Origin of the sequence: Collinsella sp. AM18-10, from assembly GCF_003471585.1 — a bacterium.
GTDB lineage: Bacteria > Actinomycetota > Coriobacteriia > Coriobacteriales > Coriobacteriaceae > Collinsella.
The window spans coordinates 52,273-68,488 of sequence record NZ_QRJO01000005.1; the positions used below are offsets into that span (position 1 = coordinate 52,273).

At 59.6% G+C, this 16,216-nt stretch carries 13 protein-coding genes; 6 read left to right on the forward strand and 7 right to left on the reverse strand.

From position 1 onward, the window contains the following. Window positions 1–169: 169 nt before the first annotated feature. Together DW211_RS05045 and DW211_RS05050 are read right to left on the reverse strand one after the other, a co-directional pair. Window positions 170–1,960, reverse strand: coding sequence for a carbohydrate-binding domain-containing protein (locus DW211_RS05045; protein ID WP_158568495.1), 1,791 nt, complete (start codon window positions 1,958–1,960; stop codon window positions 170–172). Window positions 1,961–2,121: 161 nt separating this feature from the next. Next, a complete protein-coding gene (locus DW211_RS05050; RefSeq protein WP_118259632.1) occupies window positions 2,122–3,435 on the reverse strand; it encodes an NCS2 family permease in 1,314 nt (437 codons plus the stop codon). Window positions 3,436–3,628: 193 nt separating this feature from the next. Between DW211_RS05050 and DW211_RS05055 the strand changes: the two genes are divergently transcribed. Both DW211_RS05055 and bsh read left to right on the forward strand, forming a co-directional pair. Further along, entirely contained in the window at window positions 3,629–4,048 is a 420-nt protein-coding gene (locus DW211_RS05055; RefSeq protein ID WP_117563534.1) for a peptide deformylase, read from the forward strand. A gap of 131 nt (window positions 4,049–4,179) precedes the next feature. Then, on the forward strand, window positions 4,180–5,145 hold the full coding sequence (bsh, locus tag DW211_RS05060) for a choloylglycine hydrolase (protein ID WP_117629622.1): 966 nt from the start codon (window positions 4,180–4,182) through the stop codon (window positions 5,143–5,145). 81 nt (window positions 5,146–5,226) lie between these two features. Here the strand turns inward: bsh and DW211_RS05065 are convergent, their stop codons facing one another. Further along, complete coding sequence (locus DW211_RS05065) at window positions 5,227–7,473, reverse strand: KUP/HAK/KT family potassium transporter (protein ID WP_118259634.1); 2,247 nt, start codon at window positions 7,471–7,473, stop codon at window positions 5,227–5,229. Window positions 7,474–7,612: 139 nt separating this feature from the next. Continuing rightward, window positions 7,613–8,524 carry a DMT family transporter gene (locus tag DW211_RS05070; protein ID WP_117647433.1) on the reverse strand — a complete coding sequence of 304 codons (912 nt, stop codon included), beginning with the start codon at window positions 8,522–8,524 and terminating at the stop codon, window positions 7,613–7,615. A 118-nt stretch (window positions 8,525–8,642) separates the two neighbouring features. Here DW211_RS05070 and DW211_RS05075 point away from each other — a divergent pair, with 118 nt between their 5' ends. Both DW211_RS05075 and DW211_RS05080 read left to right on the forward strand, forming a co-directional pair. Continuing rightward, complete coding sequence (locus tag DW211_RS05075) at window positions 8,643–9,500, forward strand: LysR family transcriptional regulator (protein WP_118259635.1); 858 nt, start codon at window positions 8,643–8,645, stop codon at window positions 9,498–9,500. A 202-nt stretch (window positions 9,501–9,702) separates the two neighbouring features. Further along, complete coding sequence (locus DW211_RS05080) at window positions 9,703–11,184, forward strand: aminotransferase class I/II-fold pyridoxal phosphate-dependent enzyme (RefSeq protein ID WP_117757320.1); 1,482 nt, start codon at window positions 9,703–9,705, stop codon at window positions 11,182–11,184. 75 nt (window positions 11,185–11,259) lie between these two features. Here DW211_RS05080 and DW211_RS05085 read toward each other — a convergent pair whose 3' ends face one another. After that, window positions 11,260–11,670: a peptide deformylase gene (locus tag DW211_RS05085; RefSeq protein WP_117655208.1), complete on the reverse strand. Its 411-nt coding sequence runs from the start codon at window positions 11,668–11,670 to the stop codon at window positions 11,260–11,262. 204 nt (window positions 11,671–11,874) lie between these two features. On the opposite strand from DW211_RS05085, the gene DW211_RS05090 reads away from it, so the two are divergent. Both DW211_RS05090 and DW211_RS05095 read left to right on the forward strand, forming a co-directional pair. Further along, on the forward strand, window positions 11,875–13,290 hold the full coding sequence (locus DW211_RS05090) for an MFS transporter (RefSeq protein ID WP_118259637.1): 1,416 nt from the start codon (window positions 11,875–11,877) through the stop codon (window positions 13,288–13,290). 152 nt (window positions 13,291–13,442) lie between these two features. Further along, window positions 13,443–14,351 (forward strand): hypothetical protein, encoded by a 909-nt coding sequence (locus DW211_RS05095; RefSeq protein ID WP_118259638.1) that lies wholly within the window; start codon window positions 13,443–13,445, stop codon window positions 14,349–14,351. Between the two features lie 347 nt (window positions 14,352–14,698). Here DW211_RS05095 and pdxT read toward each other — a convergent pair whose 3' ends face one another. Continuing rightward, the gene (gene pdxT, locus DW211_RS05100) at window positions 14,699–15,286 is read right to left on the reverse strand and encodes a pyridoxal 5'-phosphate synthase glutaminase subunit PdxT (protein WP_117736778.1); all 588 of its coding nucleotides are present in this window, start codon (window positions 15,284–15,286) and stop codon (window positions 14,699–14,701) included. 20 nt (window positions 15,287–15,306) lie between these two features. Continuing rightward, window positions 15,307–16,197, reverse strand: coding sequence for a pyridoxal 5'-phosphate synthase lyase subunit PdxS (gene pdxS, locus DW211_RS05105; protein WP_118259640.1), 891 nt, complete (start codon window positions 16,195–16,197; stop codon window positions 15,307–15,309). Window positions 16,198–16,216 lie beyond the last annotated feature (19 nt).

Below are 16,216 nucleotides of genomic sequence, written 5' to 3' on the forward strand. Positions count from 1 at the left end.
ATTGTCGCACGCCGGCTCATGCAGGTTGGGCTAGACCAAAGACAATCTCGTGCATACCCTGCGGACGCATATGGAAAACGCCACCGCCGGAGGGGAGCTCGGCGGTGGCGTTGTTAAACGGTGCTGGGACTCGGGGCCTTCGCGGGAGCTGCCATGTGCGCAGAGGCGTCTAAGAGCGCTTGCGGCTCGCCATGGTGCCTGCGGCGATAGCGGCTGTTCCCGCAAGGACGGTTGCCACGATGGCCACACCCGAGGTGTCGCCGGTTGCCGCGAGCACGCCGGTAGTCTTGGCTTTCGTGATTGAAGCCGCAACGGCCTTGGTCGGCTTTGAGCCCTCAGGCTTGGGGTTCTGCTTGGACTCCGCGGGCTTGCTTTCTGCGGGCTTGGTCTCGTCGCGCTTGGGGTCTTCCGGCTTGGCTACCTCGGGAGGTGCGATGACCATGCTCTTGGCGACAGCTTCGTTATAGGGGGAGTCGATCACAGCGTCGCTCGTGCCGATGGCTTGGCCTGCCTCGTAGATGCCGTCACGGAGCTTGCGATAGTCAATGACCTTGCCGCCTTCGGGCGTCTGGATGGCGGCGTTCTCAATCTTGATGGTGCCGATTGTCTTGCCGTCAGCGCTCATGGCACGGGCAAAGATTGCCGCTGTATCTCCTTCGGCCGTTACCTTGCTGCGGATGATCGAGATGACTGCGGGTGTGACGCCCTCGCTGGTCTGGGCGATGATGCCGATGTTCTCGCCTTGGGGCTCGGGGCTCGTCTCACCATCTTTGTTTTCGCTGTAGGGGATGGGGCCGTCGCCGTTCCCGACATAGCGGGCTATGGCCTTGACAACGGAGTCGCTGATGTAGATGTGGCCACCCTCCTCGTTGGGTCGATCGTTTCTGGTGGAGAATGCAGCCGAAACCTCGCCTTCCGCAAACGCGTCCACGGTGGAGCCGTTCTTGACGACGGTATCGTCTTGGTAGGTGAAGAGGGCAATGGCGTCACCGTATCTGCCTTTACTTGCGCGGACTGTCACGTTTGCATGATCGAGTGTGATGCCCTTGTGGGCATAGACGCCATATTCAACACCGTTTGCGTTGAGGGAGGCGTTTGTGGCTGCGAGGCTGCCCTTGGCCTCGACGGCGGCGTCTTTCTCGGAGCTCGCCTTGACCTGGCTGCCGTCCGAGATATTGATGTTGCCGCCGCTCCAAATGGCCTCACCATCGGCTGAGCTTGCCTCGACTGTGCCGCCACCCTTGATGGTGAGGTTCTTGTCGGTTCCGATACCCTTGTCCTTGGTAGCCCTGGCGGTGACGGCCCCGCTGTCGTCAATCGTGATATTGCCGTTTGCCCTGATGCCATCCGATACGCCCGTGGCGTTGACGTTGCCCGAACCTTTGATAGCGAGATCGCCCTCGGCGTCGATGGCATCAAACCCAGCGCTCGTGGCGTTGACGGATCCGACTCCGTCGATGTTGATATTACCCGTGGAGAGGATAGCGTCCTCAGTAGATGTCACGCTGAGCGTGCTGCCCGCGTCGCCTTGGATATTGAGCTCGGCGTTCTCATTCTTGCCATGAGAAGCCTTGATGCCTTCGATCCAGTCGGCAGTGACGATGTTGTTTCCCGAGTAATTCACGTTGAGCTTGCCTGCGGCCTGGATCTCGCCGCCGTTATAGTTGTTGAGCTTCAAGTCGTCGGCGCCGTCCCACGACCAGGTGCCGGTCTCGTCGCCCGCCGCAGTGCCGGCGTTGTATTTGGTTTCGCCGACCTTGACCCATTCCGCCGCGAGCGAGACGCTCGGCATGAGCAGCGAGCTCACCGTGAGCGCGCACACGGCGCCTACGACGATGCGGCGCGTCACGCGGCGCCAGCTGCCGTGCGCGAGTCCTATGCGACGGCGAACGTCGGGTTCGGCAACATGGGTTCCGGCGGTAGTGTCATTGCGTTTGGGGGTCGTGAACAAGGCTGCCATGGTTGCTCCCGTTCTCATAGGGCCTATACGGCTAGATTCAGCATATCTGCAGGATGTAGCCGGCGGTAGTGCCGTTTGGAGAGCAAAACGTCCAAAACTTGCGAAGCAATACATCGCGCGTCCGTGTGGCGCTTTGCTGTTTGGTATTGCAAATCTTGCGCCTACGCTACAAAGAAGTAGACGAGGAAGGCAAGTGCTGCGATCCACATGAGCGGCTTGATCTTGGAGGCCTCGCCCTTAAAGAGCGCGACGATCACGTAGGCGATAAAGCCCAGGCCAATGCCGGCAGAGATGGAGTAAGTGAAGGGCACGCCGGCGACAATCATGAACGCCGGGAAACCTTGCGACACGTCGGACCAGTCGATCTCGGAGGCCTCGCTCATCATGAGGTAGCCGACGTAGACCAGAGCACCGCAGGTGGCGGCGCTGGAAACGATGGTGACGATGGGGGAGAAGAACGCGGCGAGGATGAACAGCACGCCGGTGGTGACGGAGGTGAGACCCGTGCGGCCACCGTCGGCAGCGCCGGACGTGGACTCGACGAAAGTGGTGATGGAGGAGACGCCCATAAAGCCGCCGGCAACAGCGGCCACGGAGTCGACGACCAGGATGGGACGGATGTCCTCGACATTGCCGTCCTCGGTCAAGAACTCGCCCTGCTTGGCGACGGCCATCGCGGTGCCCATGGTGTCGAAGAAGTCGCTCATGAGCAGCGAGAAGGCAACGACGAGCAGCATCGGGTCGGTCAGGACCTTCACGATGGCAAGGTTGCCGTCGGCAGTGCTGGCAAACGGGGCGCCGAAGGTCGAGAAGTCGAGCGGTGCGATGAGGCCCTCGGGCGCATGGGTGACGCCCAGCGGGATTCCGGCGATAACGGCGACGATGATGCCGATGAGCAGCGAGCCCGGCACGTTGCGGGAAGCCAGGGCAACCGTCACGACGATGGAGATGATGCCGACGATAAAGGTGGGGGAGGCGATGTCGCCCAGGCCGACGAGCGTACCGGTGCCAGCGGTGATGATGCCGGCGTCGCACAGGCCGATCATGGCGATAAACAGGCCCAGACCCACCGAGATGGCGTGGCGCAGGACCACGGGGATGGCGTCCATGATGGCCTCGCGCAGGCCGCACAGGACGAGCAGCAAGATGACGATACCCTCGAGGAAGATAACGCTCATGGCCACGTGCCAGTCGCCGCCGCACATGGTGGTGGCGATGCCCGCGATCATGGCGTTGATGCCCAGACCCGACGCGCAGGCGAGCGGGCGGTTGGCGAAGATGCCCATGCAGATGGTCATGATGCCGGCGCCCAGGCAGGTGGCGCAGGCGAGCGCTCCCGCATCAATGCCAGCGCCCGAGAGCACTGCGGGGTTGACGGCGATGATGTAGGCCATCGCCAGGAATGTTGTCAGTCCAGCGCGAAGTTCGGTCCCGATTGTGGACTTGCGCTCACTGACGTGAAAAAGTTCGTCCATGCATACCCTTTCCTTGTTCGGCCCCGAGTTTAGGCCGATTGACACGAACTCATTTACTATATCGCCTTTACAACCTTGCTGTTCCTCGCATGTTGATGTTCGGCGCTTTGTAACAGACGGACGGTATTTATCGCATGAAAATGTGTGGGTACCGTATACTTAAGCGGTTACAACGACCCCTATGGAGGAACGTATGATTAAAGAGCTTTGCCACGACGAGGCTATCCTGTCCCAGCGTTGCGAGGTTGCGACCGTCGAGGACGAGTCGGTTGCTCAGGACCTGATCGATACCATCAAGTCGCTCGATGATGCCGGCTGCTTGGCCGCCAACCAGATCGGCGTTACCAAGAAGGTCTGCGTCTACCTGGACGACGCCGGCGAGCCTCACGTGCTCTACAACCCCCGTCTGGTGTTTGGCCTGGGCGCCAGCAAGATGGAGGAGAGCTGCCTGACGCACGAGGAGGTCACCAAGTCCACGCGCTATATCAAGTGCAAGGTTGCCTTTGACCAGATCGTCGATGGCAAGATGCGCGAGCGCAAGCAGGACTTTGTGGGCTTCGAGGCGCAGATGGTCCAGCATATGATCGACCACTGTCTTGGAAAGTTGGTCTAAGGGGATCAAAGCACCGCACTTCGTCTCTTTTGGTCCGGGCGTGACATTGTTGTCATGTCCGGGCTTTTGTGTTTAGCGCCTTTTTGTTTGGTGACAATAACCTTAGCAAGAACGTAAAGCTAGGAGGCGCTATGTGTACGAGCATTCGATTTACCGATAATTCTGGCCACATGTATCTGGGCCGCAACCTCGACTGGAGCTTTGATTACGGCCAACAGGTTCGCGTGATGCCGCGCGGGTTTCACATTCCGTATTCGTTTATCGACGATGCGTCGGCGGCACACGCGGTAATCGGCATGTGCATCGATTACAAGAACTATCCCATGTTTTTCGACTGTGGTAACGATGCGGGTCTGGCTGTGGCGGGGCTCAACTTTCCCGGCTATGCCGAGTATGCCGAGGGCCCTGTCGACGGCAAGAACAATATCGCGGCCTATGAGTTTCCCCTGTGGGTGGCAGCGACGTTCTCGACGGTCGATGAGGTCGAGGCCGCGCTGCGCGACACGGTGATTGTCGCCAAATCTGCCGGAGAGGGGCTGGGCGTGTCGCTGCTCCATTGGATTATCGGCGACAGCCAGCGCAGCATCGTGGTCGAGATGATGGCTGACGGCCTGCATGTATACGACGATCCGGTCGACACCCTTGCCAACCAGCCGACCTTCCCGTGGCACATGGAAAACCTGCGCACCTATATCACCGCCACAAGCGATTTTCCGCAGACGGCGACATGGCGTGGCGCCGAGCTTAAGCCCTATGGAGCCGGTGCCGGCATGCGCGGCATTCCGGGCGATTGCTATTCGCCGAGCCGTTTTGTAAAGGCGGCGTACCTCAATGCCAATTACCCGCAAAAGGAGAGCGAGACCGAAAACGTCGTTCGCATGTTCCGCTCGCTCGAGGGCGTGGTGATGATTGAGGGAGCGTCCAGGATGGGCGATGGCAAGTTCGAGAAGACTATCTACACCGGATGCTTTAGCGCGCGCACGGGCAATTATTACTACGCGATGTATGGGGATCCGTCGATTCGCTACGTGAGCCTGATGGATGCCGAGGGCGCGAGCCCCGATAGGCTCGTGGTTCCCGAGCCGCGCCGTTCGTAGCTCACTGGTCCGTTGCGACATAAAACGGCCTCGCACCTCTTATGAGATGCGAGGCCGTTGTCGTCAATGGCTGGTGGCGTGTTAGAAGTTGGCGTCGTTGAACTGGGTGCTCTCGAGTCCGTCGAGTTGCTGTTCGGGCGTATCTGCGACGCTCTCGAGCAGCTCAGTGGGATCGACGTTCATATTCTTACCGGCCTCGTTGCCGTTGACCAGGTCGTCCGAGAAGATGTCGACTTCCATTTCTTCGGCCTCTTCGATCTGAACCTCGAGCGGCACTTGGGTGCGCACGAGCTTAACGGCCGGGCGCATGCGGGCAAACAGCGGCACGTACTCGATGATGATGGCCGAGTTCTCGAGACCGTACCAGCGTGCCGGGCTTCCGCAGGCGCGGCGGACGGCGTACTTGATGGCCATCACGCGGTGGTCATTGCGGTTGATGTCCGTTTCGGGGGCGAGCATCTTGCGCAGCATACAAAAACGGAAGTCGCCCACGTTGCCGCGCGTCTCGTAGATGGAGTAGGTGTGATGCTGCGGCGGCAGCTCACCCGATGCCATCAAGTCGCCAACGATTTGGCGCAGGTAGGCATTAACGCGCTGGTTGACCTTAAAGCCCAGGTCCAGGCGCACGCGGAACAAAAAGTCCGTGCCAAAGGTCTCGACGGAATACTCGTGCGTATAGGGCTCGTCGGTAACGTGCACGTTGATGAACCAGTATGCCTTGGCGCGCTTGGGATGCTTATCCAAGATGGAATAGAGCACGTCGCGGTCGAGCGTGAGCGGGTCGGGGCTGTTGGTGAGGAACACCAGATTGTCGGCGAGCACGGGGTAGGTCTCGTCGTTGCGCAGGCGGTTGAGCTGGTCAATGTACTTAGAGACGGGCAGCAGGATCGTCTGCGTGCGCTCGATGGCGGTGCCGCGGCGCCACACGTACATAAGGCCAAACAGCAGCGAGGCCAAGAAGATCATTACGTAGCCGCCGTCAAAGAACATGGTAAGGCACGAGGCGAAAAAGCACAGCTCAATGGCGCCGAAGAGCAGGGCGAAGACGCAGGCGCCCAGCTTGTGCTTGAGAATGCCGGCGATATAGCTCGTCAAAAGCGTGGTGGTCATAAGCATGGTCACGGTAATGGCGAGGCCGTAGGCACTCTCCATGCGCTCGGAGTTTTGGAACAGCAGCACGATGAAGATGCAGCCGACCCACATGATGTTATTGACGAGTGGAATATAGAGCTGGCCCTTGGTGTCGCTGGGGTAGTGGATGCGCAGGTGCGGCATAAGGTTGAGGCGCGTTGCCTCGGATACCAGCGAGAACGAGCCGGTGATGAGCGCCTGTGAGGCGATGATGGCCGCCACGGCCGAAAGCACGATGGCAAAGGGGCGCAGGGGCTCGGGGAGCATCATATAGAACGGGTTGACGATATCCATCGCGAGCATCTGGGGGTTGGAGTTATTGGCGAGTAGCCAAGCTCCCTGACCCAGATAGTTGAGGATAAGGGCCGCCTTAACAAATGGCCAGGATACATAGATGTTTGCCTTGCCCACGTGGCCCATGTCCGAGTAGAGTGCCTCGGCACCGGTTGTCGACAGGAAGACAAAGCCGAGCACCATAATGCCCGAATGGTTGATGGGCGAGAACAGGAACATAATGCCGCGGATGGGGTTGAGCGCGCGCAAGATGGACAGGTTGCCGAGCATGTTGAACAGACCGGCGCCTGCCAGGAACAGGAACCACAGCGTCATGAGCGGGCCGAACAGCTTGCCGATTGACGAGGTGCCGGCGCGCTGCATGGCAAATAGGCCGCAGATAATGATGATGGTGATGATGATGACGTTGGTCTGCCCGTCGCCCAGCAGCGCATGGCCCCATTCGATGGTGCGCAGACCCTCGATGGCTGTGGTGACCGTGACGGCGGGGGTGAGGATGCCGTCGGCAAGCAGTGCCGCACCGCCGATCATGGCGGGCAGAATCAGCCATGGTGCCACCTTGCGTACGAGGCTGAACAGGGCGAAGATGCCGCCTTCGTTGTGGTTGTCGGCCTTCATGGCGATTACCACGTACTTGACCGTGGTCACGAGTGTCATGGTCCAGATGACGAGCGAAAGCGCGCCCAGGATCATGTCCTCGCTGACGGTACCGATGCCGCCGTTGTTGGCGACGATTGATTTCATGGTGTACATGGGGCTCGTGCCGATGTCGCCATAGACGACGCCGAGCGTTACGAGCAGCATGCCAGCGGAGAGGGGGATGGCTCCGTGCCCGCCTTGCCCGCGCTGGTCTTGGAGGTTTGCCTCCAGTTTGTTGTGTGCCACGAGGACTCCCTTAGACATCCGGTTATCTGTCTAGGACAAAAAACTTTATGCCGTCTTTATACATACAAGAGCAGTTTGGCACATCGGGATATTTTAGACAATAATCCTCAGCTGGGGATTATTTATCTACGCAGGTAGCATTTCAAAGCAGGGGCTTTTAAGCACGTGCTATCTGGGCGATGCCAGCCTTGGCGTTTGCGCGTTTGCCGGCGAGTTCGCAAAAAATCGCGCCGCCGATGATAAGCGCGGCGCCCATCAGGCGGACCGGTGTTATGGCTTCACCCAAAAGGGCGGCTGAGAACACGACCGCCGAAAGCGGCTCGAGGTAGCCGACGACGGCGACGGTCTGAACGGGCAGCTTGGCGACGGCGCTAAAGTAGAGCAGGCAACCAATGCCGGTGTTGACGACGCCGAGCATAGCGACGGCGCGCCAATCAATGCTGGCGGCGACGCCGGCGGACAGGAACGAGGGAGCGCCCTGCGTGATGAGCGTGAGGGCCAGTGCGGTCACAAAGGCGGCGCTCACTTGGAGTGCGGAGTTCTCGAGGCCCTCGATGTGAGGCGCACCCTTGCTGGCGATGACCATCAATGCATAGCAGAAGGCCGAGGCGATTCCACAGACGATGCCCGCAATGGGCATATTGCCGCCTAGACCTTGCGCTGCAATGAGAAAAGCACCGCAGGCGACGGCGATAAAGCCGGCGATTTTGCTGCCGGTCAGCTTTTCGCCAAAAATGAGCGGGGAGAGGGCCATAACGATGATGGGGCCGCAGTAGTACAGCAGCGAGGATACGCCGACGCCGATCGTCTGGTAGGCGCGGAACAGAAAAATCCAGCTGGCGCCCAGCGCGGCGCCCGAGACGATGAGCGCTGCGGCCTCGCGGGGGCGAGACGGAGCCTGCAGGTTATGGCGCTTGGTTATGAAGAGGACGGCGGCAAGGGTGAGAGCGCCCAAAAACGTGCGCAACAGTACGATATCGGAGCTCGGCAGCGCGATGGCAGCGGCGATGATGCCGTTGGAGCCAAACAATAGCAATGCTGCTAAGTACGTAAACAATCCGTTGTTCATGTGCTGACATCCCCTCTATATCCGAGCATGTTCACTATGGGTGAACTGGCTTTAGAAGAAAAGCGAATATAATGCATGGATAACATGACAAAAACTCATGTAAAGGTGGAGGGGTGCCGTGGAAACGAATATTCAAAAGATGCAGGTGCTGCTCGAGACGGTGCGGGCCGGCAGTTTTACGCGCGCCGCCGAGCGGCTGAGCTATTCGCAGTCGGGCGTGAGCCGCATGGTGGGCGACCTTGAGACCGATTGGGGTTTTAAGGTGCTCGACCGCAGCCGCGAGGGTGTGGTGCTTTCTGCCGATGGGCGGCAGATCATGCCGGCGGTTGAGGCGCTCTGCGAGGAGTTTGGCCGCCTGCAGCGACACGTGGACGAGATGCGTGGGCTCATGCGCGGCAAGATCTGCATTGGTACGTTTTCGAGTGTGGCGACCCATGTACTGCCGCCGGTGATTGCGCGCTTTCGCGTCGATCATCCGGATGTCGATTACGAGCTGCTGATGGGTGATTACTCCGAGATTGAGCAATGGGTGGCGGAAGGCCGCTGCGACTTGGGCTTTATTCCGCGCGAGCCACGCGGCGCCGGCATGGCGTCGCGACCGTTGGTGCAAGACGAGTTGATGGCCGTGGTGCCAGCGGACTCCTCGCTTGCCACGGCGGAGGTCGTTTCTCTTGCCGATTTAGCCAACGAGCAGTTTATTCTGCTAGAACGCGGCACCGATGACGAGATTACGCCGCTGTTCCGTCGGGCGGGCCTGGCGGTGCGCTCGAAGCTGTCAACCTGGGATGACTATGCGATTATGGCTATGGTCGAGGACGGCCTGGGCGTGAGCATCCTTCCGGCGCTCATCTTGCGTCGCTGTCAGTTCGATGTTGCCGTGCGTTCGCTCGAGGGGCATCCCCATCGGCAGATCAACGCCATATATCGAACGGCCGATGTTTCGCTTGCCGCCGCTCGTTTCCTCGAATACCTCTAAATGCGTGCACGTCGTTATCGCCTTGGGATAAATCTCGAGGTCTTGCTCATTTTATTTTTGAAATTGAACTATTCGAAATAGCACGGCGTTATACTGCTGCCTAAATTGAACTCAGGTTCAATTCGTGTTGTATAAATTGAACTTTGCCAGCAAGGAGGTTCTAGTGGCCCAAGAGACGTTTAGCGATCGTCTGCGACAGGCTATGTCCGATCGCGACGTTCGCCAGTCGGACGTGATCCGCGCATCGGAGATGCTCGGCAAAAAACTCGGCAAGAGTCAGATGAGCCAATATGTGAGCGGCAAGACGATTCCGCGGCGCGATGTGGCTGAGCTGCTCGCCCGTATTTTGGAGGTCGATGTTACCTGGCTGCTTGCCGGCGACGCCGATCAAGGCGAGGCATCATCACCCCGCAACGATTCCAAGCCCGAACCCCATCCCTCAGCTCAAATTGCAAGGAGCACCACCATGCGTACTTTTTCTAAATCCACCAAGCTCGATAACGTCCTGTATGACGTGCGCGGTCCCGTCGTCGACGAGGCCGCCCGTATGGAGGACGAGGGCGAGCGCATCCTCAAGCTCAATATCGGCAACCCGGCGCCCTTCGGTTTCCGCACGCCCGATGAGGTCATCAAGGACATGCGCCAGCAGCTGCCCGACTGCGAAGGCTATTCCAACTCGCGTGGCCTGTTCTCCGCGCGCAAGGCGATCATGCAGTATTCGCAGATCAAGGGCCTGCCCAACGTTCAGATGGAGCATATCTACACGGGCAACGGCGTGTCCGAGCTCATTCAGCTTTCGATGAACGCGCTGCTCGACAATGGCGACGAGATTCTGATCCCCAGCCCCGACTATCCGCTCTGGACGGCGTGCGCAACCCTTGCCGGCGGTCATCCCGTGCACTATCTGTGCGATGAGCAGGCGGATTGGTATCCCGACCTGGAGGATATGGAGTCCAAGATCACGAGCGCGACCAAAGCCCTCGTCATCATCAACCCCAACAACCCCACGGGTTCCGTCTATCCGCGCGAGGTGCTCGAGGGCATCGTCGAGGTTGCACGCAGGCATCAGCTGATGATCTTTGCTGATGAGATCTACGACCGCCTGTGCATGGACGGCTACGAGCACGTCTCGATTGCCTCGCTCGCTCCCGATCTGCCCTGCGTCACCTTTAGCGGTCTGTCCAAGTCGCACATGATCGCGGGCTATCGTATTGGCTGGATGGTGCTTTCGGGCAACCAGCGCTGCATGAGCGACTTCATCATGGGCATCAACATGCTCTCCAACATGCGCCTGTGCTCCAACGTGCCGGCTCAGTCGATCGTTCAGACGGCGCTCGGTGGCCATCAGTCCGTCAACGACTACATCCGCCCCGGCGGCCGTGTCTACGAGCAGCGCAACTTTGTGTATGAGGCGCTCAACAAGATTGACGGCATCTCGGTGGTTAAGCCGCGTGCGGCGTTCTACATCTTCCCCAAGATGGATGTGAAGAAGTTCAACATTACCGATGACGAGCAGTTCGCCCTTGACCTGCTGCACGAGAAGAAGATCCTGATCACGCGCGGCGGCGGCTTCAACTGGGCTGAGCCCGACCACTTCCGTATCGTGTACCTGCCGCGCATGGAAGTGCTCAAGGAGTCCCTCGAAGACCTCGCCGACTTCTTCGATCACTACCGCCAGAGCTAGTGGGATAGAAGTTCCGCACTATGAAAAGCTCCCTGCAGTTGTTTTGCTGCAGGGAGCTTTCTTGAATCGGCGGAACTAAATAACGATTCCGCAACAGTGGTCGATTTCGTGTTGGATGATTTCGGCGGTGTAGCCCGAGAAGTTTTTGATGCGGTGGACGAAATTCTCGTCCAAATACTCAACCTTAATGCGGCGATAGCGAGTACAGGGGCGCTCGCCGGAAAGCGAGAGACATCCTTCGCTCGTCTGATAGGAATTGACCTGCTCAAGAATTTGAGGGTTGTACATCAGCAGCGCCCTGTTGCCGTCCTTTACGCAGATGATGCGTTTGCGCACGCCAATCATGTTGGCGGCAAGGCCCACGCACTCGTGCTCATGCTCATGGAGCGTATCCAGGAGGTCCTGCCCGGTCGCGGCATCGTCGGGTCCCGCGTCTTCGGAAGGCAGGCGCAAAAAGAACTCGGATTTCATGATGGGCTTAATCATGGCGGGCTCCTCATGTCTCGTGCTTTCGTGGACTTTTAATAATAGCGCGGAAGGAAAGCTGCGCGTCAGCGTTACAATCTTTCAACGTTGGACCATGTTGTCGGATCCGTCGCGTGCGGCGTCTGACGTAAGTCTAGGGCTCATGCTCGCCCTGGACTGTTCCTCTGGGGCGATGCGACTGTCGTTCCAAGAGGAAGGAAATGCATGGGGAGCAAATCTCAGCAACAAGTTCAAGCAACGCCATCGGCCACTTCGGCGTTTCTCGTCGTAATGTATATTGCAGCCTTTGTCGCCGCGTTTAACGAGAACATCATTAACGTGGCACTGCACGATATCATGGCGGCCTTTTCGGTGAGTGCCACCACGGCGCAGTGGCTAGTTTCGGGATACATGATCGTGACGTCGATCTTTACGGCCATCATGGCCTTTCTGTCCGGTCGTTTCTCGACGCGCAAGCTGCTGTTTTTCGCATGCGGATGCATGGTCGCCGGAGAAGTCCTGTGCCTGGTCGCCCCGTCGTTTACCGTTTTGCTGCCAAGTCGTATTTTGCAGGCTGCGGGATCGGGCATCTTGTTTCCGCTCATGATGAATGTGGTGCTATCTTGTGCTCCGCGCGAGAAGCTCGGTCTGTATCTGAGCCTGGGCGGTGCCTGCATTACGCTAGGGCCGGCGTTTGGGCCCGTGATTAGTGGTCTTATGTGCACGTTGTTTGGCTGGAGGGCGGTGTTCGTAGTGCCGCTGGTGGGCGGTGTCGTGGTCGCCGCGGCGGCAGCAAAGCTCGTTCGGAATGTCGGAGAGCGCTCGAACACCACGCTTGATATTCTGTCGGTTGTTTTGCTCGCCGCCGGCATTACGGCGTTTGTGTATTCCGTAGGCGAGTTCTCGACCAATGTGATGGCCGGTATCGCGACGCTTTTCGCCGCTGCTGTGGTGCTCGGCCTGTTTGCGGTTCGTCAGCTCAAGCTCAAGCATCCGGTGCTTAACGTGCGTCCCATGGCGAGCGTTCGTTTTTGGCCTGCATGCCTGCTTGTGGTGGTGTCGATGATGACGACGTTCTCGATGAGCGTTTTGTTGCCGCTCTATTTTGAGGGCGCATACGGCATGACCGCACTTGTCGCGGGTTTGCTCATTTTGCCGGCGATCGCCTGCAACGCCGTGACCTCGATTGTGGGCGGACGCGTGATGGATGCCCGTGGTGCGTGGCCGCTGCTGCCGGTCGGCTTTGCCCTGATCGCTGTGGGGCAGACGGCAATCTCGATGACCGCGGCAAGCATGAACATCGGCGTTGTCGTGCTGCTGACCGTTGTGGTGTATGCCGGCGTCGGTTTGGTACTGAGCCCCTCGCAGACCGCCGGTTTGGAGACGCTTCCCGCCGCTGAGCATCCTCACGGAACGGCATTGCTTAACACGTGGAACATGATTGCCGCGTCGTTTGGTCCGTCGCTGTTTATCGGCCTGCTTTCGAGTTCTGCGGTGGCTGCTGGCGCCGCAGGCGTTGCGTCGGACGTTGCCCAGGCGATAGGATTTGCAGCCGCCGTGCGCGTGGCGGCCGTGATTGCCGTTGTCGGGTTCGCGGTGTCGCTGGTGTACGCTCGCCGCGAGTCGCACATGTCGCATTAATGTGTGCACATAGATTCTGCAGCTAGATTGGATGGCGACACCATAAACTAATGGACGTTTTGCCGAGAGGCATGAATGTATAAAGCGCAAAGAGTGCGCGACGGGCCCCGCGAATGGGGCGATGATGCCCGAGAGGGCCAAGAAGGAGTCTCATGTCTGAGAACGAAGAGATCATGAACGAGACCGAGAACGAGACCATGGCTGCCGAGGTCGAGGCAGTCGAGACCGTGGAGACCGAAGCTGCTGAGGTTGAGGCTGCTGACGAGGTTTCCGCCGAGGAGGCCGAGGTTGTCGAGGCCGCCGCTGATTACGATGACGAAGAGCTGATGGACAAGATGCAGAAGGCCGCCCGCCTGCTGCGCAGCCGTCGCTTTGCTATTTCCAAGGAGGAGGAGGCCAAGGCCGAGCGCATGGCGAACATCGAGCGCGCCATCAAGCTTCTTGACCTCAAGCCCAAGATGGAGCAGAAGGAAATGTCCGACCTGCTGGGCATGCGCCTTCGTGAGCTCGATGGCCTGATGGCCGAGGCCGAGGCTGCCGATCTGGTCGGCCGCATCGACGACGCCGAGGGCGATATGCGCAAGATCGTTGTCTTCGCTGCCGAGGATGCCGCTGAGGGCCTGGTCGAGCTTGCCAACAAGAAGGAGAAGCTCCTGCCCGAGCTTTCTTACGAGGAGGCTACCGAGCTGATGGCCGCTCTCGATAAGGTTATCGCTCCGCTCGTCGCCATGGGCCTGGACGAGGACCGCGGTCCTCGCGGCGGCCGTGACGAGCGCGGTGGCCGTGGCGGCGACCGTGGCGGTCGCGGCGGCTTTGGCGATCGCGGTGGCCGTGGCGGCGACCGTGGCGGTCGCGGTGGCGATCGCGGTGGCCGTGGCGGCTTTGGCGACCGTGGCGGCGACCGTGGCGGTCGCGGCGGCTTTGGCGGCAACCGTGGTGGCTATGGCGATCGCGGTGGCAACCGTGGCGGCTTTCGCGGCAACCGTGGTAACGACCGCGGCGGTCGCGGTGGCGATCGTGGCGGCCGCAACGGTGGCGGCTTTCGCGGCAACCGCTTCTAGTTGAGTTACGCGGTTTTACCAAACCGCGTAACTAGTTGACGCTGCGCGACGCCCAGGGCGACAATTTGTCATTCAAAAGGCAAGGCATGACCAGAAGGTCTATGCCTTGCCTTTTTCATGCCAACTTGTTCGCCCTGGGCGTCGCTCGCTGGCGTTGCCAAAACATCGGCGTAATTTCTGTTGCCAAAAATGATTCGTTGCAAGTAGTCATTGGAGACGTTCTTAAATGACTACATAGCATGAGAGTGGATAATCTCCCGGTTTGAGCCTGCATTCAAGCTCAAAGTGGGAGATTATCCACTCTCATTTGTTGTATGTCCGAAAATCCACGCTCGTTTAAATTCTACCTACATTTGTAGGAACAGTTCGTGGAGGCGGGTGTCTTCATCGAGTTCGGGGTGGAAGGTTACGCCGAGCTGGTTGCCCTGGCGGGCGGCGACGATGCGGCCATCGACCTCTGCCAAGGCCTTGGCGTCGCCGTGGACCTCGACGATGCGGGGCGCGCGGATAAATGTCAGCGGCACTTCACCGTCGATGCCGTCTACCTGTCCCTTGGTGCGAAAACTGCCGAGCTGTCTGCCATAGGCATTGCGCTCAACGAGCACATCCATGGTTGCCAAACGCGGCGTGCCCTTATCGTCATGAGCGGCAAGGTCGTGAGCCAGCAGAATCAGGCCGGCGCAGGTGCCCAGGACGGGCATGCCTTCAGCGATACGGGTACGAAGCTCCTCGAGCATGCCCAACTCATCAAGCAGTTTCCCTTGAACGGTAGACTCGCCGCCGGGAAGTACCAGACGGTCAAAGTTCTGCTTCAAATCAGCCGCCTGCCTCAGCTCAATACAGCGTGCGCCCAGCTCAGATAGCCTTGCCTCATGCTCGGCAAAAGCGCCTTGGACCGCCAGCACGGCAACCGTTTGGTGTGCATAATCGCTCATGTGCGATCCTTTCTGCTGGACTAGCGCCCGCGCTCTTCCATGATAATCTCGATCTCGTCGGCGTTGATGCCCACCATAGCCTCGCCCAGGTCCTCCGAAAGCTCGGCGATGAGCTTGGCGTCGGTGAAGTTTGCCACGGCCTTGACGATGGCGGCGGCGCGCTTGGCGGGGTCGCCGCTCTTAAAGATGCCCGAGCCAACAAAGACGCCCTCGGCGCCCAGCTGCATCATCAGCGCGGCGTCGGCGGGGGTCGCGACTCCGCCGGCGGCAAAGTTTACGACGGGGAGCTTGCCCGTGGCATGGACCTCGCGCACCAGCTCGACCGGAACCTGCAGCTGCTTGGCTGCCTCAAAGAGCTCGTCGTCGCGCAGGGCAACAACGTCGCGGATCTGCTTTTGGATCTTGCGCATATGGCGCACGGCCTGAACGACGTCGCCCGTGCCCGGCTCGCCCTTGGTGCGAATCATCGTGGCGCCCTCAGCAACACGGCGCAACGCCTCGCCCAGATCGCGGGCACCGCAGACAAACGGCACGTCAAACTGGGTCTTGTTGATGTGATAGACATCATCGGCGGGGGAGAGGACCTCGGATTCGTCGATGTAGTCGATTTCGATGGCCTGCAGGATCTGCGCCTCGACAATGTGGCCGATGCGGCACTTGGCCATAACGGGGATGGAGACAGCTTTTTGGATGCCCTTGATCATCTTGGGATCACTCATGCGCGAGACGCCGCCTGCGGCGCGGATGTCGGCCGGGATACGCTCGAGCGCCATGACGGCGCAGGCGCCCGCCTCCTCGGCGATGCGTGCTTGCTCGGGCGTGGTGACGTCCATGATGACGCCGCCCTTGAGCATCTGCGCGAGCTCGCGATTGAGTTTGACGCGATCTGCCTTGCTGGTCTGTTCTGCCATGGTTGCTCCCTTGGTTGGC